Source organism: Campylobacter novaezeelandiae (assembly GCF_004323845.1).
Classification (GTDB): domain Bacteria; phylum Campylobacterota; class Campylobacteria; order Campylobacterales; family Campylobacteraceae; genus Campylobacter_D; species Campylobacter_D novaezeelandiae.
The window spans coordinates 11,582-36,939 of sequence record NZ_QPGR01000009.1; the positions used below are offsets into that span (position 1 = coordinate 11,582).

Genomic DNA, 25,358 nt, shown 5'->3' on the forward strand with positions numbered 1-25,358 from the left:
TTTTGCATTAAACTAATCTTTCAAATACTCTTGTAAGCTTTTAACTTCTAAATAACTTTTTTTCTGTATAGCCTTTATACTTTTTGCTCCTGCAAAAGCAGCTCTTAAATTTGTAAAATAAGGGGTTTTAAAACGTATGATATTAGCTCTTATTTTTCTTGTATCTTTTTTAAAGCTATTTTCATCACTTGTGTTGATAACAAGCTCTATTTCTCCATTTTTTAATTTATCTTCAACATTAGGACGTCCTTCTGATATCTTATAGATCAATTCGCACTCAAAACCATTTTTAATGATTTCTTTATAAGTTCCGCTTGTAGCCATAAGTTTAAAACCAAGTTCTAAATATTCGGTAGCAATTTTTTTGGCATATTTTTTATCTTCATCTTTTAAGGATATAAAAACGCTTCCTTTTTCAGGAAGATTGTTTGATGAGGCAATTTGAATTTTAGCATAAGAATTAGCAAAATCTTTGCTAATCCCCATTACTTCGCCAGTTGATCTCATTTCAGGTCCAAGTTCTAAATCGCTTCCGCCAAGTTTAGAAAAAGGAAATACAACGCCTTTTAAACTCACCCTTTGAGGTTTTTTAGCTCTTAAAATTCCATTTTTTTCTTTGACTACCCCAAAATGATCATAGAAATTTAAAGCTTCTTTTAAATTTCCTTGCCACATTACGCGTGTTGCAACTTTAGCAAGAGAAATACCTGTTGCTTTGCTTACAAAAGGCACGGTTCTACTAGCCCTAGGATTTACCTCTATGATATAAAGTTCATTTTGATAAAGAGCAAATTGAATGTTTAAAAGCCCTATAACTCCTAAATTTAAAGCTATATCTGCTGTTTTTTGTATAATCAGTTCTTGTATCTTTTCATCAATGTTGCAAGGTGGCAAAGAACAAGCACTATCACCTGAATGAATTCCAGCTTCTTCAATGTGCTCCATAATTCCTGCTACATAAACATTTTTACCATCACAAATTGCATCTACATCAAATTCGCTCGCATTATCTAAAAACTCATCGATTAAAATAGGGCTTTTATTGCTTAATTTAACAGCTTCTTTAACATAGAGTTTTAATTCTTCTTCATTGTGAACGATACGCATAGCCCGTCCACCTAAAACATAACTTGGACGCACTAAAACAGGATAACCTATTTCATTTGCTTTTAAAATAGCCTCTTCTATGCTATAGGCTGTACCATTTTTAGGTTGATTAATTTTAAGTTTTGCAATAAATTCAGAGAATTTTTTTCTATCTTCTGCAAGGTCAATTACTCTAGCATTTGTTCCTATAATTTTAGCACCAAAAGCACTTAATTGTTTGGCAAATTTTAAGGGAGTTTGTCCTCCAAAATGCACAATAACACCATCTGGTTTTTCTTTTTCTATTACAGCTCTTAAATGTTCAAAATCAATAGGTTCAAAGTAAAGCGTGTCGCTTATATCATAATCAGTTGAAACGGTTTCTGGATTACAATTATACATTATAGTTTTTATACCCATATCTTTTAAAGCAAAAGAAGCTTGAACACAAGCATAATCAAATTCAATCCCTTGACCGATGCGATTTGGCCCTCCGCCGATAATCATTACTTTTTTTTCTTTTTTCTCTTTTTTATTGTTTATACTTTGGGTTAATTCTGAGACATTAAAACTAGAATAATAATAAGGCGTGATAGCATCAAATTCACCTGAGCAAGTATCAACTTCGTGAAATTCGGTGATAATGTTTTGATTGATTCTTGTATAATAAATATCATTTTGGCTTAATTCTAAATTATCTTTTATGTTTATTAAATGTGCAATTCTTCTATCAGAAAATCCCATAGTTTTGGCTTTTCTTAATGAATTTTTATTGCTTAAAATATCCATATCTATTTTTTTCTCAAAGTCAATGATTTCTTTGATTTGATTTAAAAACCAAATATCTATTTTAGAATACTCATAAATTTCATTAATGCTTAAGCCTTCTCTAAAAGCCTCAGCTATATAAAGAAGTCTTTTTTCGTTAGCATTTCTTATATTAAAAATCAGTTCATTTTTATCTTTGATATTAATTTCATTAAAACCATCATAATCTTTTTCAAGTGAGCAAAGAGCTTTTTGTATACTTTCTTTAAAAGTGCGTCCTATAGCCATAACTTCACCAACGCTTTTCATAGAAGTTCCTAAAATTTTGTCTGCTTTAGGAAATTTTTCAAAAGTAAAACGCGGAATTTTAGTTACTATATAATCAATTACAGGTTCAAAAGAGGCTGGAGTGCCTGTAATATCGTTTTTAATTTCATCTAAACTAAAGCCTACTGCTAAAAGTGTAGCTACTTTTGCTATAGGATAGCCTGTTGCTTTGCTTGCTAAGGCGCTTGATCTTGAAACTCTAGGATTCATTTCTATTACTATCATTCTGCCATTTTCTGGATTTATCGCAAATTGCACATTTGATCCACCTGTATCAACTCCAATTTCACGTAGAATTTCAAAAGAGGCATTACGCATAGCTTGGTATTCTTTATCTGTTAGGGTGAGAGCTGGGGCTATAGTGATGCTATCTCCTGTATGAACCCCCATAGGATCTAAATTTTCTATGGAGCAAACTATGATGCAATTATCAAATTTATCGCGTATAACTTCCATTTCATATTCTTTCCAGCCTAACAAACTTTCTTCTATTAAGATTTCTCCTATAGGGCTTAAAGATAACGCCTGTTGGGCAAGCTCTTGAAATTCTTCTAAATTATAAACAACTCCACTTCCAGCCCCGCCTAATGTAAAAGAAGAGCGTATCATTAAAGGAAAGCCTATCTCATCTATAGCCTTTAAGGCTTCATTATAGTTATAAGCATACATAGATTTTGGAAGATCCATACCAATTTTTTTCATACTTTCTTTGAAAATTTGACGATCCTCTCCTTTTTTGATTGCTTCAGGATTGGCTCCTAAAAATTTTACATTTCCTAAAAGCCCACTTTCATAAATTTGCATTGCAGCATTTAGGGCAACCTGACCGCCCATAGTGGGTAAGATAGCATCAACTTTTTCTTTTTTAATAATGCTTAAAATGTTTTCTTTGGTTATAGGCTCTATATAAGTTGCATCAGCAAAATCAGGATCTGTCATAATGGTTGCTGGATTTGAGTTTATAAGCACGACACGATAGCCTAACTCTTTTAAGGTTTTAATGGCTTGAGTACCAGAGTAATCAAACTCACAAGCTTGTCCTATAACAATAGGACCACTTCCTATAAGTAAAATAGTATTAATATCGTTTCGTTTTGGCATAAATTTTCCTAATTATTTTTTATAAATTATAGCAAATCTTAGTTTTTTAAAACTTGAAATTTGAATTATTTTTATTTTAAGCTTAAATTTACAGGGGGGGGGTATAATCATTTTTTTAATTAATTTTTCAGGTAGCAAGAGAAAAAATGAAGGATTTAATTGTAGCAGGCAATGGTCCAAGTTTAAAAAATATCGATTATCAAAGATTACCAAGGGACTATGAAGTTTTTCGATGCAATCAATTTTACCTTGAAGATAAATACTATCTAGGTAAAGATGTTAAAATAGCTTTTTTTAATCAAAGTTTTTTCTTAGAGCAAATTTATACTGCTAAAACTCTTATAAAAAATAAAGAATATAAAATTGGTAATTTTGTTTGTTCTAATTTTAAACTTCATAGCATTTATGAAAATCATTTAAATTTTATAAAGTATTTTGATATATTTTTTCCAGATGCTAATTTAGGAAGTAATTTTCTTGAGAAATTAAAAGAATTTAATGCCTATATTTGTTATAACGAACTTTATGAAGATAAACGTATAACCAGTGGAATTTATATGTGCGCTGTTGCAGTAGCTTTGGGTCATAAAAGGATTTATTTAAGCGGAATTGATTTTTATGAGGGTGATATAGATTTTTCAACAGGAAAAAATGTTTATGTCTACAATGCCAACAAACAAAACTATAATAAATTAATAGGGGAAAATAAAATTCCATTTTATTTTCATAGCAAAGATACCGATTTAAAGGCTTTAGAATTTCTTGCTAAAACTTATGATATTTCATTTTTTTCTTTAAATCCAGAATCAATTTTAGCTAAAAATTTTGGTTTAGCTCCTGTAGACAATAATTCTTTTATACTTTTAAAAAAGACACAAAATACCTTAGATGATATTCTTATTCCTAAAGAAACTCCTTTTATAAAGCTTTATTATAATAAAGTTCTTCAGACTAAAAGCCCTAGTCAATTAGAAATTAAGAAGAGAAATAAAATTAACATATTTCCAAATGTTAAAAATAATTTTAATCAACGTTCAGCTAAGGAAAGAATTCAAAATCATCTTTGTTATAAATTAGGAAATATTTTAATTGATTTAAGGAATTTAAGTGATTATATTAAGTTGCCTTTTGTATTATCTTATGTAGTTTATAGACATTTAAAAGATCAAAGACGCTATAAAAAAAGAATAAAACAAAGCCCATCATTAAAATTACCGCCTTTGGAGTTTTATCGTGACTATAAGGAAGCTTTAAAAATAAAACGAACTTTAGCTTATAATTTAGGTAGTAATTTAATTAAACATCCTTTCACCTTTTTATTTAAAATAAAAAAAATTAAAAAAGAATGGAAAGAATAATGCAAATAAAAATCGAAAATTTAACTATATCTGAACAAAATTCTCCTTTAGTTATCCCGGAAATTGGTATTAATCATAATGGTAGTTTAGAGTTGGCAAAGCTTATGGTAGATAGTGCCAAAAGAGCGGGTGCTAAGATCATAAAACATCAAACTCATATTGTTGAAGATGAAATGTGTGCTATAGCCAAAAACGTAATTCCTGGAAATGCAAATGTGAGTATATATGAGATTATGCAAAAGTGTGCTTTAAATTATAAAGATGAGTTGGCTCTTAAGGAATATACTCAAAAACAAGGACTTGTTTATCTTAGCACTCCTTTTTCAAGGGCAGCTGCAAATAGATTAGAAGATATGGGAGTTGGTGCTTTTAAAATAGGATCTGGAGAATGTAATAATTATCCACTAATAAAACATATTGCAAATTTTAAAAAACCTATGATTGTGAGCACTGGAATGAATAGTATCGAAAGTATAAAACCAACTATAGAAATTTTAAGAGCTAGTGAAATTCCTTTTGTATTGCTTCACACAACTAATCTTTACCCAACTCCTATGAATCTTGTAAGATTAAACGCTATGCTTGAGCTTAAAAAAGAGTTTTCTTGTTTAGTGGGACTTAGCGATCATACTACTAGCAATCTTGCTTGTTTAGGAGCTGTTGCTTTAGGTGCTTGTGTGCTTGAAAGGCACTTTGTAGATACTATGGATAGAAGTGGTCCTGATATAATTTGTTCTATGGATGAAGGTGCTTTAAAAGAGCTTATAATTCAAAGTGAACAAATGGCAATAATGCGTGGTTTAAATACTAAAAAGAGTGCAGTTAAAGAGGAGCAAGTTACTATTGATTTTGCTTTTGCAAGTGTTGTTAGTATAAAAGAAATTAAAAAGGGTGATATTTTTTCTTTGGAAAATATTTGGGTGAAAAGACCAGGGATTGGCGGGATTGCAGCTAGAGAATTTGAGAGTATTTTAGGGAAAGTTGCTCTAAGAGATATTGCAAAAGATGTGCAGTTAAAATATGAGGATTTTCAATGAAAAAAATCGTTTTTATTACGGGAACTAGAGCTGATTTTTCTAAAATTAAGTCTTTGATGATAGAGATCGAAAAATCAAATGAATTTGAACTTTTCATCTTTGTTACAGGGATGCACATGAGTAAGAATTTCGGATATACTGCAAAAGAAATCTATAAAAGTGGATTTAAAAATATTTATGAATTTATCAACCATGACAAATACTATCAAATGCCAGCAGCTTTAGCTTCAACTATAGACGGTTTTTCTAAATTTGTTAATGAAATAGAACCTGATTTAATTGTAGTACATGGAGATAGGATAGAGCCTTTGGCAGGAGCTTTAGTCGGAGTATTAAATAATATTTTAGTTGCTCATATTGAAGGAGGCGAGTTGTCTGGAACTATAGATGATAGTATAAGACATTCTATCTCAAAGTTAGCCCAAATTCATTTGGTTAATGATGAATTAGCTAAAAAACGTTTAATACAACTTGGAGAAGATAAGAATTCGATTTTTATTATAGGTTCTCCTGATTTGGATATTTTATCTGATAATTCTATTAGTATTGAAGAAGCTAAGGCTTATTATGACATTACTTTTAAAAATTATGCTATAGCTACTTTTCATCCTGTGGTGACAGAGCTTGAATTTATTAAAGAGCAAAGTGAAAAATTCGTCAATGCTTTAATTAAAAGCAAGAAAAATTATATAGTGATTTATCCTAATAATGATTTAGGTTTTGAGTTTATTTTAAAAAGTTATGAAAAACTTCAGAATTTATCTTATTTTAAAATTTTTCCATCTTTAAGATTTGAATATTTTATTACTTTATTAAAAAATGCAGATTTTATTATAGGAAATTCAAGTTGTATTTTAAAAGAAGCTGTTTTTTTAGGAGTTGATGGAATAAATATAGGCTCAAGACAACAAAAAAGAAATGGTTTAAATAAAGTTATGCAAAGTTCTTATGAAAGCGATGAGATACTAAAAGCTATACAAAAAGTAAAGAAAAAAGAAAAAACTATTCATAAAAAAATAAAAGAAAAAAGTAGTGCTAAATTTATAAAACTTTTAAAAAGTGGAATATTTTTTAAAATTTCTAAACAAAAAATGTTTAAAGATTTAAAAATATAAATATAGAATTAGATAATACATTGAAATTAAAAAATATAAAAAATGTAAAATAAATTATTAATTTTTTAAAAACTCAAAGGATAAAAATGTCAAATAAAACCTTGGCTTTAATTCCTGCAAGAGCTGGATCAAAAGGTATTAAAAATAAAAATTTAGCTCTTTTAGCCAACAAGCCATTAGTTTATCATACCATTAAAGCTGCCAAGGAAGCAACCTGCATTGATAAAATTGTTTTAAGTAGTGATGGAGACGAAATTTTAACTTATGCAAGGAGCCAAGGAATTGATATTATTAAGCGTCCTAAAGAATTATCACTTGATAATACTACAAGTGATAAAGTGATTTTGCATACTTTAGAAATATATAAAACTTATGAAAATATAATTTTGCTTCAACCTACATCACCTTTTAGAACAAGCAAACATATAGATGAATCTTTTTATCATTTTATACAAAAAAATGCTAATGCACTCATTAGTGTTTGCAAATGTGATAATAAAATTTTAAAAGCTTTTATAAGTGATGAAAAAGGAAATCTAAAGGGAATAAGCAATGATGATTATCCTTTTTATCCAAGACAAGAACTCCCAAATACTTATATGAGCAATGGGGCGATTTATATTTTAAAGGTAAAGGAATTTTTAAAAAAATCTAATTTTTTGCTTAAAAATACTACTTATTTTGAAATGGATGAGGTATCAAGTTTAGATATAGATACTTTAGAGGATTTGAAAAAGGCTAATGAATTGTTATGTTCAAATTAATCAAATTTTATTAATGTTAAGAAACATTTATTTTATAAAAAAGTATTTTTTATTTGGATTCTTATGAATAAAAATGTAAAATTATTTAAATCTATTTTTATCCTTTAAAAATAGCATCTTAAAGGAGTAAAGCTTAAAATTCTACCCAAATAAATTTTATAGCGCTTTTTATGCAAATATTTTGGCATCTTGTTTAAGCTAAGTTCTGCAATTTTAGCTATATTTTCGTATTTTGCTTTATTGTAAATTTGATAATTTAGAAGTAGTTTATGAAAAGTAGCTTTACCAAGATAAATTTTTTCACTCTCACCAGAAATTAACAAATTAAGAAATTCATTCCCTCTTTCTTTTAAATACTCTCCTAAAAGAGTATTAGCTTCTTTAATTTTACCTCTTCTAAAAAGCGTATTTATGATATAAATTCTATATTTATCATTATCGTAATCTAGTTTTAATGCTTCTTCTAGATAACTTTGAAGTTCTATAAGTTTTTTAGAATTTAAAAAATTTCTTTTGCCTTTATCTCCAAATTCTATTTCTTCTATACCCCCCCCCCGTTACAAATAGATAAAATAAAGAATAAGCCTTTTGATCAGGATGTAAATTCAGTAAAGAATAATTTTGTTTTATAATGCTATATCTTTGTTTTTTGGTAAAAAAGCTATGAGGATCAATTTGTTTGCTTTTGCTATTTAAACAAGTTGCTAATCTTGCAACGCTTGAATGAGTCCCATAAATTTTATTTGCAAAAGACATTAAACTTATATCATATAAAAGCATTTGTGTTTGACTTAAAGTGTTAAAATCTCTAAAATCATTGGCTAAATATACATTGGTTAAATTAAGAGCTTTTAGTAAATGCTCAGCTGAACTAATATCATCTGTAAAAATAATAACATTTTGCTTCTTTGCTTCTTCTTTGATAATATGATAAGCAAGTTCATAAGGAGTTGCATGATAGGTTGTTTCTAAATTTTGTTTTCTAAAAGGAGCATAAGAGTAAACCGTATCTGAATTTCTAATGTGTATAGCACAAAAATCACCCAATTCCTTAGCCTTTAAAGTAGCTTTTTGTATAAGTTCTTTAATCTTTGAATGAAAACCTATATTTTGCCAAATTCGATTGATTTGTGCTAAATAATCTTCTTCATCAATATCCCAAGAATATCTCATTTCAAAAGGAGCTTCAAAATAATCATAACTTTCTTTTTCGAAAAGCTCTTTAAATTTTTCAAGATTATTGATATTAGCTGGATAAGTTTTCATATTTTTCATATTTACGTGAGGATAAAAAGTCATTAAGCTTGTTACTTCATTTTGCAAGATGCAATGTCTATCTAAAAAATCTTTAGTAAACACCTCTTCTTTGGTATCGTTATTACAAGAGATAATTTTTTGTCCTTGAAAGTTTTTATTGGTGTAAAGTTTTATATCTCTATTATATTTTTTAGCAGCTTCTTCAACTTCTATCCAAGTAAAAAATGCTTTTGTGTTTAATTTTTTGGCTAAATAAAAAGCGTTTAATATCCCAAGTAATCTTGTGGCATTAGAATCTTCTCTATTAGATAAAATATATTTTTGCACCCTTACTCCTTTAATTTAAAAATAAAATTATATATAAAAATTCATTTTTTTTTTTTTTTGATAAAATAGATATTTCAAATTTATAAAAAGTCTTTAAAACTTAAATTTTGACAAATCAAATAACTATAAAGGTTAAATATGCCTAAAGTCTCTATTATACTTCCAACTTTTAATGTAGAAAAATATATAAAAAAAGCTTTAGATAGTTGTATAAATCAAAGTCTTAAAGATATAGAGATTATTGTAGTAGATGATTTAGGAAGTGATAATAGTATTAAAATAGCTAAAGAAGAAGCTTTAAAAGATAAAAGAATTAAAATTATTCATAATAAGAAGAATTTAGGAACCTTTGCAAGTAGAAATATAGGAGTATTAAATTCAAACTCACCTTATATAATGTTTTTAGATCCTGATGATACCTTAGCTTTAAATGCTTGTGAGTTGGCTTTAAAAGAGATTAAAAATTTTGATTTAATTTGTTTTGATGCTTTAGTGCATAGAGTAAATACTAAGCAATTTTATCGTTTTAAGCAAAATGAAGATTTTAATAAAATTGAATTTTTAGATTTTTTGCTTAAACAAAGACATTTTTGTTGGAGTGTTTGGGCTAAGATTTTTAAAAAAGATATGATATTTAAAGTTTTTCAAAAAATAAATCCTTATGAAAGATTAAGTTATAGTGAAGATATGTTTTTTTGTTATATGTATTTTATGCAGTGTGAGAGAATAAAAATTTGCAAAGAGTTTATTTATTATTATGAATTTAATAAAAATGGACGTTATGAAAGTAAAGAATTTTTATATCAAAATTATTTGGACAAACAAAAAAGTCTTGAGCTTATAAAAGAATTTTCTTTAGAGTTTAACAATAATATATTTCATGAGAGTTTATTTAAAATTTTAGAAAAAGAGCTTAATGACTTGAAAAATAGATTAATAGCCAAGTAGTTTTTTAGCCTCTTTTATCACAAGTTCAGGTTTTAGATCTTTCATGCATTTGTGATGTTTTAGGGGACAAGTTTTTTGCATACAAGGCATACAGCTTAAATTTAAATGAACAATTTTAGCATTTTCATTTTGCCAAGGTGATGTTTGATTAAATTTTGTAGGTCCAAAAATGGCTACAGTTTTTATCTTATATACAGCTGCTATGTGCATAGCACCACTATCGTTAGTGATAAATAAATCACAAAATGCTATATTTTTACAAAGACTACTTATACTTGTTTTAGAACATAAATTTTTAACTCTAATGCCATCTTTTTTTAAAATATTTTCTATGTTATTACAAATTTCTTGTTCACTTTTTATTCCAAAGATAAGAATTTTATGTGTTTTAGCAAATTCTTTTGCAACACTAGCAAAATAACTAGCCTCCCATCTTTTTGCACTACCATAATGAGCGCCTGGATTTAAGGCTAGAATTTTTTTATCATCTTTTAAAGTGATATTACATTTATATTTTGGTAAAATGGGAAGTTTTAATTGCGTTGAATTTGCTTTAAAATTAAAACTTTTTTCTATAAAATATAGGTATTTTAAAACTTGATGTTCATTTTCATTTTGTCTTTTATTAAAGCAAAATCTTCTTTTGGATTTAATCAAATTTAAAATAATTTTACTTGAAAATGCAGATCTAAATGAGATCGCAATATCACACTCTCCTATGAGAGATCTTTGTTTTAAGACATTTAAATATCTATGTTTTTTATCTTCTATAATGATTTTAGAATTTTTTATATTTTTAAAAAGCTCTGTACTTACAAAGGAGCCATAAAAAATAATTTGAGCTTTAGGAAATTTTTCAAGCAAAGCATAAATAGCCGTGCTAGACATTACAGCATCACCTAGCCAAGTAGGAAGATTTATAAAAATTTTCACTTTTGTACCTTAAGATAAAGATCTTTATCGAAACTTCTAAATCTTTTGTGAAAGAAAAAATACTCATCAGGTTTAAATTTAATCATTTCTTCGCAACACTTTGCTTGATAAGAGGTTAATTCCTCTAAGCTTTTTATACTGCCATCAAGAGCCTTGAAACATTTTATATGATATTTGTTATCATTGCCTTGATAAATAAAAGCAGGCAACAATAAAGCTTTAGTTTTTTTTGCAATTAAACTAGCTCCAATTAAAAAATTTACTTTTTTATCAAAAAAATCTATTTTTATCCCTTCATTATCGGAACAATCTTGATCGGTTAAAATACCTAGAGTTCTTTTTTCTTTAAGAGCTTGAAACATTTTTTTAATCCCGCCTTTTTTATCGATTAATTCTATATCAAATTGAGTACGATTTTGGGCTAAAATTTTATCCATTTTTTCGCTATCTAGTTTTCTTCCTACTATAGACATAGCTCCAAATTTAGCAGAAAATGCTAAAGAACAAAGCTCCCAGTTTCCATAATGAGCCGTTGTTAAAATTAATGCTTTATTTGAATTTAAAGCATTGCATAAAATTTCCTCATCATCAAATACAACTTTTTTAAGAATTTTTTCTTTATTGGTATTTTGATTTTTAATGCAATCAATACCAAATTTAGCAAAATTTTGATAAATCTTTAGAGCTATTTTTTTTCTTTCTTTTGAGCTTTTTTGTGGAAAACAAATTTTTAAATTAATATCAATAATTCTTCTATGTTTTTTATTAAAGCAAAAAACAATAAATGCTATATTTTTAGCAAAAAAGTCTAAAATAAAATTTGGAAAAATAAAAACAATGAATTTTAAAATATAATAAATCATAAGATAAAGATTATCTTTATTTTTCATTTAGCAATTCCTTGGCAATTTTAAAAATATCATTTTCATCAATATTTTCAATGCAAAAATCATTTTTATCAATATGCTTAGCATCTAAAATTTTCTTTTTTGCGTCAATGGTTTTGTTAATTTCTGTTGTAAAAGCATTTCTTTGGCTTGGTGTTGCTCCAAAAATAGTTATAGAAGCTTTATTAAGAGCAAAAGCTAGATGAGTGGGACCACTATCATTTCCTATGATTAAATCTACAGCTTTTGTGAGTGCGATTAATTCTTGTAAATTTAAATTTCTAATTAGAACAATACGATCATTTGGATAAAAATTTTGAATTTCTTTTGCGATTTCGTATTCTTTTAAATTTCCCCAAGCAAGTAAAATTTTTAAATTTGGGAAGTTATTGATAATTTTTTTACAAAGTGATGCAAATTTCTTAGCTGGATAGATTTTATTTTTTGCACTTGAACCAACATGTATGAGTATATTTTGTTTATTTTCTTTTAATTTTAATTCTTGTATAAGTTTCTCTTTTAAAATGTCATCAGTGTAAAAAACATCTTTTTTAAAAAAGATGTTTTTTATGTCAAATTCTTCATTAAATACAAAAGAAATTAAAGCTAAATAACGAACAAAAACATTTTCATTATAGCTGATATTTAGTTTTTGATTATAAAAATTATGCGCAAAACTTTCTTTAAGGCTATTTTTGTTAAAACCAAAATTATTTTGATTTAAAATTCTACTTATAATAGCTGATTTAATAAGCCCTTGAAGATCTATTGATACATTGTAATTATTTTTTCTTGCTTCAAAAAGAATCTTTAGTGTTTTTGTAATTTTTTTATCTTTAAGAGGCAAAGGATAAATTTTATCAATTAAAGGATGATCTTTTAAAATATCTTTAAATCTTTCATCAACAAACCAGTGAATTTCTATATTTTTTTTAAATTTTTTAATAAATTGTAATACTATAGCACTTTGGATAATATCTCCAAGCGCTGATAACCTAACAATCGCTATTTTCATTAAGAACCTAAAATACTAAAATTTTGTTATGATTTTATCAAATTTATTTAAAAAAGGGTTAAAATGAATCAAGAAGGTTATATTTGCATCTTTGATTGCGAAAGTATCCCAGATACTGAACTTATAAGAAAAACTTTAAATTTAAAAGGAGATGACTTAGAGATCTCTAAAAAAGCTTTAGAACTTCAAAAAGAACAAACTTCTAGTGAATTTTTGCCCTTGCCTTATCATAAAATTATAAGTATTTGTGCTGTTATAACAAATAGTTTTGGAAAATTTATTAAAGTCAATAAAATTGATGGTGATGATGAGCAAAGCATGATTGCTAATTTTTTTAAATTTATTGATAAATATGAGCCTAAATTAGTTAGTTTTAATGGTAAAAATTATGATATGCCTTTGCTTGTTTTAAGAGCATTAAAATATAATATTAAAGCAAATACCTATTTAGATACTATTACAGATAAATGGAATAATTATAAAACGCGTTTTTCTGAAAATAAGCATTGTGATTTATTTGAAGCTTTTGGTTCTTATCGAGGTTTAAAACTCGATCTTATCTGTGCTATGGTAAATTTGCCTGGAAAATATGAAATTCATGGCAATGAAGTTCTTGAACTTTTTTATGAAAATAAACTAGAAAAAATTCATGAGTATTGTGAAAGTGATACTTTAAACACTTTTATGTTGTTTTTAAAATATGAATTTATTAAGGGTAATATTAATGAAAATGATTTTATAGATTCTTTGAATGCAATGAAAGAATTTCTTATGCAAAAAAAGCAAAATCGTTCTTATATTGATCTTTTTATTAAAGCAAGCGAAGATGAAATTTCTAAAATAAAACTTAGCATTTAATTAAATATATTAGAATATTGTTTATAAGCAAAAAAAGGAAAAAGATGAAAATTTTAATCACTGGTGGGGCAGGTTATATCGGATCACATACTTTAAGACAGTTTTTAAATACAGATCATGAAATTTGTGTTTTAGATAATTTATCTAAGGGAAGTGAAATTGCAATTAAAGATTTAAAAGAAATTAGAGATTTTAAATTTTTTAAACAAGATTTGAGCGATTTTAATGCAATTAAAGAGCTTTTTAAGCAAGAGAAGTTCGATGCAGTAGTCCATTTTGCTGCGAGTATTGAGGTGTTTGAAAGCATGCAAAATCCTTTAAAATATTATTTAAACAATACGGCCAATACAAGTAATCTTATACAAACTTGTTTGGAAAATAATGTTAAAAATTTTATTTTTTCTTCTACTGCAGCAACTTATGGAGAACCTAAAAATTCTGTGGTAAGCGAAGAAAGCCCATTAAGTCCTATTAACCCTTATGGAAGAAGCAAACTTATGAGTGAAGAAGTTTTAAGAGATGCTAATATGGCTAATCCTTCTTTTAAATATTGTATTTTAAGATATTTTAATGTTGCAGGCGCTTGTATGGATTTTAAACTAGGTCAGCGTTATCCAAAAGCAACTTTACTTATAAAAGTAGCAGCAGAATGTGCGGCTAATAAGCGTGATAAAATATTTATTTTCGGGGATAATTATAATACTAAAGATGGAACTTGTATAAGAGATTATATCCATGTAGATGATATTTCAAGTGCTCATTTGGCCGCTTTAGAATATTTACAAAATAATGAAAGTAATATTTTTAATGTGGGTTATGGTCACGGCTTTAGCGTAAAGGAAGTGATTCAAACTATGAAAAAAGTTAGCGGAGTAGATTTTAAAGTAGAACTTGCCCCGCCTCGTGCAGGAGATCCTAGTGTTTTAATTTCTAATGCAGATAAAATTCGATCTTTAACATCTTGGAAACCAAAATTTGATAATTTAGAAACAATTTGTAAAAGTGCTTTTGATTGGGAAAAACAGTGCTAAAAAAACTTTTTTTTATTTTAGATAAAAAAGACAAGAATTTTTTATTTTCTTTGTTGGTTTTTTCTATTTTTATTTCATTTATGGAAACTTTTGCCATATCTTTAATTATGCCTTTTGTTACCTTGGCTAGTGATTTTTCTTATTTTGATAGAAATGAGTATTTAATTTCTATCAAAGAATATTTAGCCTTGCCTACTTATAAAATTATTGTTTATTTTGGATTAGTTTTAGTTTGTTTTTATGTGTTGCGTGCGTTATTAAATTCTTATTATTTTCATCTTTTAGCAAAATTTTCCAAGGGAAGGTATCATAGTATATCTTATAAGATTTTTTCAAAATATCTTCATATTAATTACGAAGATTTTACCCAAAAAAGTCATTCTGAGTTATTAAAAAATATCACAGGAGAAGTTTATAATCTTAGCACAATGATTTCTTCTTTTTTATTGATGATGAGTGAAATTTTTGTTGTTTTATTGCTTTATATTTTGCTTCTTTTAATTGATTATAAGATTACTCTAGCTTTAAGTGTTTTTTTGTTTTTAAATGCTTTTATTTTAATGCGTATTTTATCTCCACTTGTTAAAAAAGCTGGATTAAGACGCGAAGAAGCAATGAAAAATTTTTTTGAAATTATTAATACAAGTTTAAATAATTTTAAATTTATTAAACTAAAAATTAAAGAAAAATCGATTTTGAAACTTTTTGAACAACAAAGTAAGGATTTTAGCAAGGCAAATATAAGCAATGAAAGTATTGCTGCTTTGCCAAGAATATACCTTGAAGCAATTGGATTTTGTGTTTTAATTTTTATAGTTGTTTTTTTAGTTTTTAAAAATAAAGGTGATATTTCTAATATTTTAGCAACTATTTCTGTCTTTGTTTTGGCACTTTATCGATTAATGCCTAGTGCAAATCGTATTATTACGAGTTATCATGATTTGCTTTATTATAGATCCTCTTTAGATATCATTTATGATATTTTAAATCAAAAAGAAGAAAAGTTGGAAAATAAAAGTATTAGTTTTCAAAAAGAAATTCGTTTAGAAAATATAAGCTTTGCTTATCATAATAAAGATAATTTATTTACTCATTTAAACTTAAGTATAAAAAAAGGTGAAAAAATTGCATTTATTGGAGAAAGTGGATGTGGAAAAAGCACCTTAGTTGATATTATTATGGGTTTATTAAAAGTAAAAGAGGGCAAAATTTATATTGATAATGAAGTGTTAAATGAAGACAATATTAAAAGTTTAAGATCTAAAATAGGTTATATTCCACAACAAATTTATCTTTTTAATGATAGCATAGCTAAAAATATTGCCTTTGGCGATGAGATCGATTTTAACTTGCTTAAAGAGGTTATTAAACAGGCTAATCTTGAAAATTTTATTAAAAGCTTGCCTAATGGAATTCATACAAAAGTAGGAGATGGTGGAAATAATTTAAGCGGGGGGCAAAAGCAAAGGATTGCCATTGCAAGAGCTTTGTATTTAAAACCTGAAATTTTAATTCTTGATGAGGCAACTTCTGCTTTAGACAATGAGAGTGAAATGAAAATTATGGATGAGCTTTTTAGAATTTCTAAAGATAAAACGATGATTATTATCGCTCATAGACTTTTGGGTATAGCAAAATGTGATAAAGTTTATAAATTAGAGCATTCAAAGCTTATTTTAGAGAGGCAAAAATGAAAATTACTTTTATTATAGCCACTTTAAATTCTGGTGGAGCTGAGAGAGTCTTGGTGACTTTAGCAAATGAGTTTTGTAAAGAACACGAGATAAAAATTATAAAGTTTCATTCTGGAGATTCTTTTTACCCTTTAGATGAAAAAATAAAAGTTAAAACTTTACAACAATTTAGATTTGATAATATTTATCATAAAATTGCTAGCCGTTTTAAAAAATATTTTGCTTTAAGAAAAGCTTTAAAGGAAGAAAAAAGTGATATTTTTATCTCTTTTTTGGATACAACTAATATTGCTTGTATAGTTGCAAAAATAGGTATAAAAACCCCTTTAATAATTTGTGAGCATAGCAATGAAGCTTATTTGAAATCAAAAATCTGGCGTTTTTTAAGAAGAATTACATATCCTTTTTGTGATGCTTTAAGTGTATTGGGAAATAAAGACAAAGAATTTTATGAAAAATTTGTTAAAAAGGTTATTGTTTTAGCAAATCCAACTCATTTTAAGCTCCAAAATGAAAGTTTTGAAAAAGAAAATTTTATTCTTTTTATAGGACGCTTAGATCATAATAAAAATGCTTTGATGTATTTAAAAGCTATAGCAAATTTAGATGAGAATTTAAGAAAAAATTATAATTTCTTAATCTTGGGAGATGGAGAATTAAAACAAGAATTAGAATATAAAGCTAAAAGCTTGAATATTAAAGTAGAATTTTTAGGTCGTATCAAGGATGTAAAAACTTATTATTCTAAAGCTAAGATTTTATGTCTTTGTTCTTTTATGGAAGGTTTACCAACGGTTTTAATAGAAGCTTTATATTTTGATGTGGCTCGTATAGCAACTCGTTATTATAATGGAGCAAGTGATTTAATCAATGATGCTAAAGACGGATTTTTGGTAAATTGTGATGATGAACTAGCTTTAGCTGAAAAAATGACTTTATTAATGCAGGATGAATCTTTAAGAAAAAAATTAGTTTTAGATGCAAGAAAAAGATGCAAAGATTATGATATTTTACAAATTAAAGAAAAATGGATGAAAATAATCAATGAGCTTAGAATTTCCTAAAATTTCTGTTATTATTCCTACTTTTAAACGCCCTTTATTGCTTAAAAAAGCATTAAAAAGTGTGCAAGATCAAGATTTTAAAGATCTAGAAATTATTGTTAGCGATGATGAGCCTAATTCTCAAAGTGAAAAAATTGTTCAAGAATTTATTCTTCGTGATAAACGTATAAAATATGTTAAAAACACCAAGTATAAGCATGGTCCTAATGGCAATAAAAACAATGGCTTAGATCATGCTAGGGGAGAATTTATTACCTTTTTAGATGATGATGATGAGCTCTTGCCTAATGCGCTTAGTGTTTTAATAGAAAAAAGCAAACAGGGTTATTCTCATGTTTTTGGAAATTGTTTAATTGAAGAAAATGGCTCTTTAAAAGAAGAATTTAGCGGTAAAGGTTTTACCAAAGATAGCGAGGTAACAAAAAAAGATTTTTTAATGGCAAAATTTTATGGAGAATTTTTATCAATTTTTAAGAAATCTTTACTTAAGGATCATCGCTTTAATGAAGAATTTTATGGAAATGAAGCAACTCTTTGGGTGCATTTGTATGATGAAAAAAGTTTTTATATTCATCAAGCATTAAGAATATATAAAGTTAACAGAGAGGATAGTGTAACTTTAGGAGCTATTAAAAATTCAAAAAGAGTTTATCTTGGTTATTTGGAGCTTGCTAGGATAGTAGAGAATGAACTTTTAAAAAGTAAGGATAAAGACTATAAAAAACAATGCGCAAGTTACTATAAAATGGCAGCTTATTATGCTAAATTAGCCCATCTTTATAAACAAATGTATTTTTGTCTTTTTAAAAGTTTATGGATTAAATTTAATACTCCTGCTTTAATCTTGCTAAGTTTAAGTATAATTCCAAATAAGATTATTATTTTTTTATCAAAAATTAGAGTGAGTTTATGCAAAAATTAGCTATTTTTATTTATTCTTTGGGTAGTGGCGGAGCAGAAAGGGTTGTGGCAACTTTATTGCCTATTTTAAATATGAAATTTGAAGTACATCTTATTTTAATGAATGATAAAATTTCTTATAAAATTCCAGAATGCAAAATACATTTTCTAGAAAAATCTTATCCTAATGAAAATTCTTTGATGAAATTTTTAAAACTTCCTTTTTTAGCCTTAAGATACAAAAAACTTTGCAAAGAATTAAATATCAATACACAATTTGTTTTTCTTAATCGCCCTAATTATATTGCTTTATTATCAAGAGTGTTTGGATTAAAAACGAAATTAGTTATTAATGAATGTACAACTCCTAGCGTGATGTATGCTAAAAAAAATTTCACCTCTTTTATAAATAAAGCTTTAATTTATTTTTTATATCCTAAAGCTGATTTAATCTTGCCCAATTCTAAAGGAAATTTAGAGGATCTAGTGCAAAATTTTAATATTAAAAAAGAAAAATGTAATATTTTATACAATGCCATTGATATAGAAAATATAGAAAAACAATCTTTAGAGCCTATTGAATTAAAAGATAAATTTATATTAAGCGTGGGAAGATTAGACAAAGGAAAAAATCATGCTTTACTAATTAGAGCTTATGCAAGATTAAAAACAGATTTAAAACTTGTCATTCTTGGAGAAGGGGTTTTAAAAGATGAGCTTGAAAGATTAATTTTTCAATTAAATTTAAAAGGAAAAGTTTTACTTTTAGGTTTTGATAATAATCCTTATAAATATATGTCTAAGTGTGAATTTTTTGCTTTTGCTTCGGTATTTGAAGGTTTTTCTAATGTTTTAATTGAAAGCTTGGCTTGCTCTTGTGCAGTAGTTTGTACAGATCATCAAAGTGGAGCAAGAGAATTATTTGGTGATAATGAATTTGGTCTTTTGGTGGAGGTAGATAATGAAGAGAGTATGTATAAGGGCTTAAAGTTAATGCTTGAAGATACAAATTTAAAAAATACTTATAAAAATAAAGCAAAACAAAGAGCATCAGAATTTGATAAAATTAAGATTGCAAGAGATGCTTTAAAATATTTATTAGGGTAAATAATGCAAAAGATAAACCGTATTTTTAAAAATTATAATTTAATAGTTTTTATTTTAATAGCTTTTATTTTTAGTATTGCGTGTCGTTTTTATTGGATTTTTTGGGCAAGTGAATTTAATGAGTATTTTTTTAATAACGAATTAATGATTATTTCAAATGATGGGTATGCTTTTGCAGAGGGTGCAAGAGATATGATAGCCGGCTTTCATCAGCCTAATGACTTAAGCTATTATGGATCATCACTTTCTACTCTTACTTATTGGCTTTATAAAATTACCCCTTTTTCTTTTGAGAGTATTATTTTATATATGAGTGTATTTTTATCTTCTTTGCTTGTTATACCGCTTGTATTGATTGCTAATGAGTATAAAAATCCTTTAATGGGTTTTATAGCTGCTCTTTTAGCAAGCATAGCAAATAGTTATTATAATCGTACTATGGCAGGATATTATGATACGGATATGCTTGTAATAGTCCTTCCTATGTTTATTTTATTTTTTATGATAAGGCTTATTTTAAAAAAGGATTTATTATCTTTTATTTTCTTACCTTTTTGTGTAATGATTTATCTTTGGTGGTATCCATCAAGTTATACTTTAAATGTTGCTTTGATAGGGTTATTTTTAATTTATACTCTTATCTTTCATAGAAAAGAAACTATATTGTATATGAGTATTATTTTAATGCTTATTACTCTTTCAAATATTGCTTGGTTTTACCAAAGCGCAATTATAGTAATACTTTTTTCTTTATTTGTTTTAAAAAATTATTATTTTAACTTAAAGTTGCTTCTTATTTTGGGTTTTTTCACTCTTATTTTTTTAATTTTAAGTGGCGGTGTTGACCCTATACTTTATCAGCTTAAATTTTATATATTTCGAACTGACTCTAGTGCTAATTTAACTCAAGGTTTTGTTTATTTTAATGTTAATAAAACTATACAAGAAGTTGAAAGTATAGATTTAAGTGTTTTTATGCAAAGAATAAGTTCTAATGAAATTATTTTTTTACTTTCTTTTATAGGTTTTATTTTATTTATCAAACAGCACAAGAGTGTTATCTTAGCCTTACCTATGCTTTTGCTTGGTTTTTTGGCGCTTAAGGGTGGGCTTCGTTTTACTATCTATGCAGTACCTATTATGGCTTTGGGATTTGGTTTTTTATGTATTAAATTTTTAGAGTATTTAGAAAAAATTAAAATACAAAATATTAAAGATATAAGATTTTTTAGATTTCTTTTAATTATAATTTTTCTTTTTATTGTATTATTTATATTCTTTTATTTGATACAAAAAAATTTTGATTCATATGATTTTTTAGGATATTTTGCATTTTTATTAATATTATTCTTTTTTATTTTTATGGCTTTAAAATTTTTATATAAAAAGAATTTAAAATTAATGCGTGTTTTTCTTATCATAGCCATTTTAATGATAAGTTTATCTTCTGCTTTAAGGCATATTTATAATTACAAAGCCCCAACTGTTTTTACTCAAAATGAAGCTATTCTTTTGACAAAGCTTAAAGAGTTGGCATCAAGAGAAGATTATGTTGTAACGTGGTGGGATTATGGGTATCCTATTAGATATTATAGTGATGTTAAAACCTTGGTAGATGGTGGCAAACATTTAGGAAAAGATAACTTTTTTCCTTCTTTTGTTTTAAGTAAAGATCAAAGATCGGCTGCAAATATGGCAAGATTAAGTGTGGAATATACTGAAAAAAGTTTTTATAAGCCATATAATGATTTGCTTGATGCTATGATGAGAGATTATAATCAAAGTAATGTTGATTTATTTTTAAATTCTTTAAGTAAAGAAAATTTCAAAATCAATACTCCAAAAACAAGAGATATTTATCTTTATCTCCCATCGCGAATGGTTTCGATTTTTTCAACTGTTGCAAGTTTTTCTTTTATAGATCTTGAAACAGGGGAGCTTAATAAACCATTTACTTTTAGCACTTCTTATATTTTAGGTGAAAATAATGGCGAGATTATTTTAAGTAATGGGATAATTTTAAGTAATGATTTTAGAAATTTTAAGTTAAATGGAGACGTTTTTGCTATTAATAGTTTTATAGAATTTGATTCTGTAGAAAAAAATGAATATAAAATTATCAATGTTGATCCTAGTGCAAATTTTTATATTTTTTATATTAAAGATTCCTCTATGCCTTTTACTCAATTTATTTTGATGGATAAAAATATGTATCAAAGTGCTTTTGTTCAAATGTTTTTTTTAGGCAATTATGATAAAAATTTATTCGATTTGGTTTTAAATACTAAAGAAGCAAAGGTATTTAAATTAAAAATATGAAGATAGGATTTTTAAGTCACTCTGGCATGAGCATTTATCATTTTAGAGCTCCTATTATTAAAGCTTTATTAGAAAGAGGAGATGAGGTATTTATTATAGTTCCAAAGGATAATTACGCTCATAAGCTTCAGGATTTAAAAGCTAATATTATTTTTTATGATCTAAATCGCTCAAGTCTTAATCCTTTGGTTGTTTTTAAAAATTTTTTACATCTTGCAAGAACTTTAAAAAATTTAAATTTAGATTTGATTCAAACAAGTGCTCATAAAAGTAATACTTTTGGAGTAATAGCAGCAAAAGTAGCAAAAATTAAATTAATTTTTGCTCTTGTAGAAGGACTTGGATCGTTTTATATTGATGAAGATCTTAAAAGCAAATTGGTAAGAACAACGATTAATTTATTATATAAAATATCATTTAGATTTGCTACTAAATTTATTTTTGTAAATGAAAGTAATGCTGAATTCATGAGAAATTTAGGCTTAAAAGAAGAAAAAATTTGTATTATAAAATCTGTAGGAGTTAATCTTAAGAAATTTTTTCCTGTAAAAATTCAAAATGATATTAAGTTAAATTTTCTAAAAAATTATAATATGCCCAATAAACCTTTAATTTTAATGATAGCTAGAGCTTTGTGGCATAAGGGGATTAAAGAATTTTATGAGGCAGCCAGACTTTTAAAAAATAAAGCTAATTTTATTTTGGTAGGCGGTAGAGATGATAATAAATCTTGTGCTCCTTTAGAGTTTTTACAAAAAGGTGAAGTTTTTTATCTTGGATCAAGAGATGATATAGCTTTTTTATTAAATTTGTGTGATATTTTTGTTTTGCCAAGCTATAAAGAGGGTTTTCCTGCTACAATTTTAGAAGCAAAAGCTTGCGCAAAAGCTTGTATTGTAAGTGATTGTGAAGGTTGCATAGAAGCAATTTCAAACGGTTATGATGGTCTTTTATTTCAGAGTAAAAATATAAATGATTTTGTCGAAAAAATCACTTTATTGATAGAAGATACAAAATTACGAGAAAATTTAGCTCATAATGCATTTAAAGAAGCTCTAAAACTAGATGAAAATTTAATTGCAAAAAATTATTTAAAAATTTATGATGAGAGTATGAAAAATGTATAAAAAGTATATTAAAAGGATTTTGGATTTTATTTTAGCTTTAATTTTATTAAGTTTTTTCTCTCCTTTGATTTTAATTATAGCTATACTTTTAAAAATCACTCAAAAAAGTGTAATTTTTACGCAGATTAGACCTGGGCTTAATGAAAAAGAATTTAAAATTTACAAATTTAAGACAATGAGCGATGAAAAAGATGAGCAAGGAAATTTACTTCCTGATGAAATGCGTTTAAAATCTTTAGGAAAAATTATTAGAAGTTTGAGTTTAGATGAATTATTGCAACTTTTTAATGTTTTAAAAGGAGATATGAGTTTTGTTGGTCCGCGTCCTTTATTATCTGAATATTTAAAACTTTATGATTCAAGACAAAAAATGCGTCATAATGTAAAACCAGGTATTACAGGATGGGCACAAGTTAATGGACGTAATAATATTTCTTGGAAGCAAAAATTTGAACTTGATGTGTATTATGTAGAACATATTTCTTTTGCTCTTGATTTAAAAATTCTTTTTTTAACTTTTTTTAAAGTGCTAAAACGAAGCGGGATAAATAAAACAGGTCAAGCCACAACGGAAAAATTTAATGGAAAGAACTAAAAAAATCTATATTTATGGAGCAGGTGGGCACGGTTTAGTTTGTGCAGATGTAGCCAAGTCTTTAGGTTATGAAGAATGTATTTTTTTAGATGATAATAAAGGTGTAAAATTTAGCAAAGATTTGCCAAAATGGGATATATTTGTTGCTATAGGAGATAATAGCATTAGAGAAAAGGTTTTTAATACTATTAAAGAAAATGGTTTTAAAATTGTAAATTTAATTCATCCAAGTGCTATTGTAAGTCCAAGTGCTTTTTTAGAAGAAAGTGGAATTTTAATTATGCCTTGTGTAGTGGTTAATGCTAAAGCTTTTATTGCTAAAGGGGTTATTTTAAATACTTCTTGTGTTGTAGAGCATGAATGTAAAATAGATACATTTTCTCATATAAGTGTTGGGGCTAAAATGGCTGGGAATGTAAAAATAGGCAAAAAGTGTTTTATGGGAATTAATTCTTGTATTTTACCTAATTTGACTATGGCGGATAATAGTATTTTGGGTGCAGGTGCGGTTTTAACGCGTGATATAACTGAAAAAGGAACTTATATAGGTGTTCCTGCAAGAAGTATAAAGGATAAGTTATGAAATTTTTTCTTTCAGCTCCACATATGAGCGAAAATGAATTAAAATATATACAAGAAGTTTTTAAAAGTAATTATATAGCTCCTTTAGGAGAATTTGTTAATCGTTTCGAGCAGAGTATCAAAGATTATACAAAAAGTGATTATGCTTTAGCTTTAAATTCTGCAACAGCGGCTTTACATCTTGCTTTAAGAGTGGCTGGAGTAAAAGAAAATGATTTGGTTTTAGCTTCGTCTTTTACTTTTATTGCTTCGGTTGCACCTATTTATTATCTTAAGGCTAAGCCTATTTTTATTGATTGTGATGAAACTTTTAATTTAGATATAACTTTATTAAAACAAGCTATTTATGAAAGCGAAAAAAAACCTAAAGCTTTAATTCTAACACATCTTTATGGTAATGCATCAAAAATGGATGAGATTCTTGAAATTTGTAAAGAAAATAATATTATTTTAATTGAAGATGCAGCAGAAGCTTTAGGGAGTTTTTATAAGGGTAAAGCTTTGGGAACTTTTGGAGAGTTTGGGGTTTATTCTTTTAATGGAAATAAAATTATCACAACTTCAGGTGGAGGAATGCTTGTAGGAAAAGACAAGCAAAAAATAGAAAAAGCAAGGTTTTATAGCACTCAAGCTAGAGAAGATTGTTTGCATTATGAGCATTTAGATTATGGATATAATTATAGACTTAGTAATGTTTTGGGTGCTATTGGTGTTGCGCAAATGGAAGTTTTAGAACAAAGAGTGCTTAAAAAAAGAGAAATTTATAAGTGGTATAAAGAATTTTTAGGCGATAGTTTTAGTTTTTTAGACGAACTTGAAAATTCAAGAAGTAATCGTTGGCTAAGCACAGCTTTAATAGATTTTAAGCTAAATGAACTTTTTAAAGAGAAAAAAAGTATTTGTATTACACAAAAAGATCTTCCTTTGCATCCTAAAATTTCAAAATTGATTCAAGATTTAAAAAAAGAACAAATTGAAACAAGACCTCTTTGGAAGGCTATGCATGCTCAAGCAGTTTTTAAAGGTGAAAAAGCTTATGTAAATGGCAATAGTGAATTATTTTTTTATAAAGGAATTTGTTTACCAAGCAGCACTACTATGAGCAAAGATGATGTTAAAGAAATTTCTTATCTTATTTTAAAGAGCATCCGAGGTTAA

22 protein-coding genes are annotated in these 25,358 nt (G+C 26.7%); 16 read left to right on the forward strand and 6 right to left on the reverse strand.

Annotation, left to right across the window (positions count from 1 at the left end):
* Positions 1 to 12 precede the first annotated feature (12 nt).
* Entirely contained in the window at positions 13 to 3,282 is a 3,270-nt protein-coding gene (carB, locus tag DU473_RS05425; protein ID WP_131186668.1) for a carbamoyl-phosphate synthase large subunit, read from the reverse strand.
* A gap of 146 nt (positions 3,283 to 3,428) precedes the next feature.
* On the opposite strand from carB, the gene DU473_RS05430 reads away from it, so the two are divergent.
* From DU473_RS05430 to DU473_RS05445, 4 genes are all read left to right on the forward strand, one after another.
* Positions 3,429 to 4,640 carry an alpha-2,3-sialyltransferase gene (locus DU473_RS05430; protein ID WP_131186669.1) on the forward strand — a complete coding sequence of 404 codons (1,212 nt, stop codon included), beginning with the start codon at positions 3,429 to 3,431 and terminating at the stop codon, positions 4,638 to 4,640.
* Positions 4,640 to 5,677 carry an N-acetylneuraminate synthase family protein gene (locus DU473_RS05435; protein ID WP_131186670.1) on the forward strand — a complete coding sequence of 346 codons (1,038 nt, stop codon included), beginning with the start codon at positions 4,640 to 4,642 and terminating at the stop codon, positions 5,675 to 5,677. The genes DU473_RS05430 and DU473_RS05435 overlap by 1 nt, the downstream gene beginning before the upstream one ends.
* Positions 5,674 to 6,792 (forward strand): UDP-N-acetylglucosamine 2-epimerase, encoded by a 1,119-nt coding sequence (gene neuC, locus DU473_RS05440; RefSeq protein WP_131186671.1) that lies wholly within the window; start codon positions 5,674 to 5,676, stop codon positions 6,790 to 6,792. The genes DU473_RS05435 and neuC overlap by 4 nt, the downstream gene beginning before the upstream one ends.
* Positions 6,793 to 6,878: 86 nt before the next feature.
* On the forward strand, positions 6,879 to 7,556 hold the full coding sequence (locus DU473_RS05445) for an acylneuraminate cytidylyltransferase family protein (protein ID WP_131186672.1): 678 nt from the start codon (positions 6,879 to 6,881) through the stop codon (positions 7,554 to 7,556).
* Positions 7,557 to 7,660: 104 nt separating this feature from the next.
* Here DU473_RS05445 and DU473_RS05450 read toward each other — a convergent pair whose 3' ends face one another.
* Together DU473_RS05450 and DU473_RS05455 are read right to left on the reverse strand one after the other, a co-directional pair.
* Entirely contained in the window at positions 7,661 to 7,879 is a 219-nt protein-coding gene (locus tag DU473_RS05450; RefSeq protein ID WP_131186673.1) for a hypothetical protein, read from the reverse strand.
* Between the two features lie 196 nt (positions 7,880 to 8,075).
* Positions 8,076 to 9,140, reverse strand: a complete 1,065-nt coding sequence (locus DU473_RS05455) for an O-fucosyltransferase family protein (RefSeq protein WP_131186674.1) — start codon at positions 9,138 to 9,140, stop codon at positions 8,076 to 8,078.
* Between the two features lie 138 nt (positions 9,141 to 9,278).
* On the opposite strand from DU473_RS05455, the gene DU473_RS05460 reads away from it, so the two are divergent.
* Positions 9,279 to 10,088 (forward strand): glycosyltransferase family 2 protein, encoded by an 810-nt coding sequence (locus DU473_RS05460; protein ID WP_131164132.1) that lies wholly within the window; start codon positions 9,279 to 9,281, stop codon positions 10,086 to 10,088.
* On the opposite strand, the gene waaF is transcribed toward DU473_RS05460, so the two are convergent.
* The 3 genes from waaF to waaC are packed head-to-tail and all read right to left on the reverse strand — an operon-like array spanning position 10,074 to position 12,923.
* Positions 10,074 to 11,021: a lipopolysaccharide heptosyltransferase II gene (gene waaF, locus DU473_RS05465; protein WP_131164131.1), complete on the reverse strand. Its 948-nt coding sequence runs from the start codon at positions 11,019 to 11,021 to the stop codon at positions 10,074 to 10,076. The genes DU473_RS05460 and waaF overlap by 15 nt on opposite strands.
* Entirely contained in the window at positions 11,018 to 11,911 is an 894-nt protein-coding gene (locus DU473_RS05470; protein ID WP_131164130.1) for a lipid A biosynthesis lauroyl acyltransferase, read from the reverse strand. Before DU473_RS05470 ends, waaF begins: the two co-directional genes overlap by 4 nt.
* Entirely contained in the window at positions 11,901 to 12,923 is a 1,023-nt protein-coding gene (waaC, locus tag DU473_RS05475) for a lipopolysaccharide heptosyltransferase I (protein WP_131165689.1), read from the reverse strand. Before waaC ends, DU473_RS05470 begins: the two co-directional genes overlap by 11 nt.
* Positions 12,924 to 12,986: 63 nt before the next feature.
* Between waaC and DU473_RS05480 the strand changes: the two genes are divergently transcribed.
* From DU473_RS05480 to pglE, 11 genes are read left to right on the forward strand one after another with little or no spacing between them, the layout of a single operon-like run.
* Entirely contained in the window at positions 12,987 to 13,781 is a 795-nt protein-coding gene (locus DU473_RS05480) for a 3'-5' exonuclease (protein WP_131164128.1), read from the forward strand.
* A 44-nt stretch (positions 13,782 to 13,825) separates the two neighbouring features.
* Positions 13,826 to 14,812 carry a UDP-glucose 4-epimerase GalE gene (gene galE / locus DU473_RS05485; protein ID WP_131164127.1) on the forward strand — a complete coding sequence of 329 codons (987 nt, stop codon included), beginning with the start codon at positions 13,826 to 13,828 and terminating at the stop codon, positions 14,810 to 14,812.
* The gene (gene pglK / locus DU473_RS05490; RefSeq protein WP_131164126.1) at positions 14,806 to 16,506 is read left to right on the forward strand and encodes a BC-type lipopolysaccharide transporter PglK; all 1,701 of its coding nucleotides are present in this window, start codon (positions 14,806 to 14,808) and stop codon (positions 16,504 to 16,506) included. The genes galE and pglK overlap by 7 nt, the downstream gene beginning before the upstream one ends.
* Positions 16,503 to 17,570, forward strand: coding sequence for a GalNAc-alpha-(1->4)-GalNAc-alpha-(1->3)-diNAcBac-PP-undecaprenol alpha-1,4-N-acetyl-D-galactosaminyltransferase (gene pglH, locus DU473_RS05495; RefSeq protein WP_131186675.1), 1,068 nt, complete (start codon positions 16,503 to 16,505; stop codon positions 17,568 to 17,570). Before pglK ends, pglH begins: the two co-directional genes overlap by 4 nt.
* Complete coding sequence (gene pglI / locus DU473_RS05500) at positions 17,551 to 18,492, forward strand: GalNAc(5)-diNAcBac-PP-undecaprenol beta-1,3-glucosyltransferase (protein ID WP_131186676.1); 942 nt, start codon at positions 17,551 to 17,553, stop codon at positions 18,490 to 18,492. Before pglH ends, pglI begins: the two co-directional genes overlap by 20 nt.
* Positions 18,480 to 19,577, forward strand: a complete 1,098-nt coding sequence (gene pglJ / locus DU473_RS05505) for an N-acetylgalactosamine-N,N'-diacetylbacillosaminyl-diphospho-undecaprenol 4-alpha-N-acetylgalactosaminyltransferase (RefSeq protein WP_131186677.1) — start codon at positions 18,480 to 18,482, stop codon at positions 19,575 to 19,577. The genes pglI and pglJ overlap by 13 nt, the downstream gene beginning before the upstream one ends.
* A gap of 3 nt (positions 19,578 to 19,580) precedes the next feature.
* Positions 19,581 to 21,896 (forward strand): STT3 domain-containing protein, encoded by a 2,316-nt coding sequence (locus tag DU473_RS05510; protein WP_131186678.1) that lies wholly within the window; start codon positions 19,581 to 19,583, stop codon positions 21,894 to 21,896.
* Positions 21,893 to 23,023, forward strand: coding sequence for a glycosyltransferase family 4 protein (locus DU473_RS05515; RefSeq protein WP_131164121.1), 1,131 nt, complete (start codon positions 21,893 to 21,895; stop codon positions 23,021 to 23,023). Before DU473_RS05510 ends, DU473_RS05515 begins: the two co-directional genes overlap by 4 nt.
* The gene (gene pglC, locus DU473_RS05520; RefSeq protein ID WP_131165683.1) at positions 23,016 to 23,618 is read left to right on the forward strand and encodes an undecaprenyl phosphate N,N'-diacetylbacillosamine 1-phosphate transferase; all 603 of its coding nucleotides are present in this window, start codon (positions 23,016 to 23,018) and stop codon (positions 23,616 to 23,618) included. Before DU473_RS05515 ends, pglC begins: the two co-directional genes overlap by 8 nt.
* Complete coding sequence (locus DU473_RS05525; RefSeq protein ID WP_131164119.1) at positions 23,605 to 24,201, forward strand: acetyltransferase; 597 nt, start codon at positions 23,605 to 23,607, stop codon at positions 24,199 to 24,201. The genes pglC and DU473_RS05525 overlap by 14 nt, the downstream gene beginning before the upstream one ends.
* On the forward strand, positions 24,198 to 25,358 hold the full coding sequence (pglE, locus tag DU473_RS05530) for a UDP-N-acetylbacillosamine transaminase (protein ID WP_131164118.1): 1,161 nt from the start codon (positions 24,198 to 24,200) through the stop codon (positions 25,356 to 25,358). The genes DU473_RS05525 and pglE overlap by 4 nt, the downstream gene beginning before the upstream one ends.

Bases quoted from the DNA above. Each gene is read 5' to 3' on its own strand.
- carB (WP_131186668.1), bottom strand. From the start codon at position 3,282: ATGCCAAAACGAAACGATATTAATACTATTTTACTTATAGGAAGTGGT.
- DU473_RS05430 (WP_131186669.1), top strand. From the start codon at position 3,429: ATGAAGGATTTAATTGTAGCAGGCAATGGTCCAAGTTTAAAAAATATC.
- DU473_RS05435 (WP_131186670.1), top strand. From the start codon at position 4,640: ATGCAAATAAAAATCGAAAATTTAACTATATCTGAACAAAATTCTCCT.
- neuC (WP_131186671.1), top strand. From the start codon at position 5,674: ATGAAAAAAATCGTTTTTATTACGGGAACTAGAGCTGATTTTTCTAAA.
- DU473_RS05445 (WP_131186672.1), top strand. From the start codon at position 6,879: ATGTCAAATAAAACCTTGGCTTTAATTCCTGCAAGAGCTGGATCAAAA.
- DU473_RS05460 (WP_131164132.1), top strand. From the start codon at position 9,279: ATGCCTAAAGTCTCTATTATACTTCCAACTTTTAATGTAGAAAAATAT.
- DU473_RS05470 (WP_131164130.1), bottom strand. From the start codon at position 11,911: ATGAAAAATAAAGATAATCTTTATCTTATGATTTATTATATTTTAAAA.
- waaC (WP_131165689.1), bottom strand. From the start codon at position 12,923: ATGAAAATAGCGATTGTTAGGTTATCAGCGCTTGGAGATATTATCCAA.
- DU473_RS05480 (WP_131164128.1), top strand. From the start codon at position 12,987: ATGAATCAAGAAGGTTATATTTGCATCTTTGATTGCGAAAGTATCCCA.
- galE (WP_131164127.1), top strand. From the start codon at position 13,826: ATGAAAATTTTAATCACTGGTGGGGCAGGTTATATCGGATCACATACT.
- pglH (WP_131186675.1), top strand. From the start codon at position 16,503: ATGAAAATTACTTTTATTATAGCCACTTTAAATTCTGGTGGAGCTGAG.
- pglI (WP_131186676.1), top strand. From the start codon at position 17,551: ATGAGCTTAGAATTTCCTAAAATTTCTGTTATTATTCCTACTTTTAAA.
- pglJ (WP_131186677.1), top strand. From the start codon at position 18,480: ATGCAAAAATTAGCTATTTTTATTTATTCTTTGGGTAGTGGCGGAGCA.
- DU473_RS05510 (WP_131186678.1), top strand. From the start codon at position 19,581: ATGCAAAAGATAAACCGTATTTTTAAAAATTATAATTTAATAGTTTTT.
- DU473_RS05515 (WP_131164121.1), top strand. From the start codon at position 21,893: ATGAAGATAGGATTTTTAAGTCACTCTGGCATGAGCATTTATCATTTT.
- pglC (WP_131165683.1), top strand. From the start codon at position 23,016: ATGTATAAAAAGTATATTAAAAGGATTTTGGATTTTATTTTAGCTTTA.
- DU473_RS05525 (WP_131164119.1), top strand. From the start codon at position 23,605: ATGGAAAGAACTAAAAAAATCTATATTTATGGAGCAGGTGGGCACGGT.
- pglE (WP_131164118.1), top strand. From the start codon at position 24,198: ATGAAATTTTTTCTTTCAGCTCCACATATGAGCGAAAATGAATTAAAA.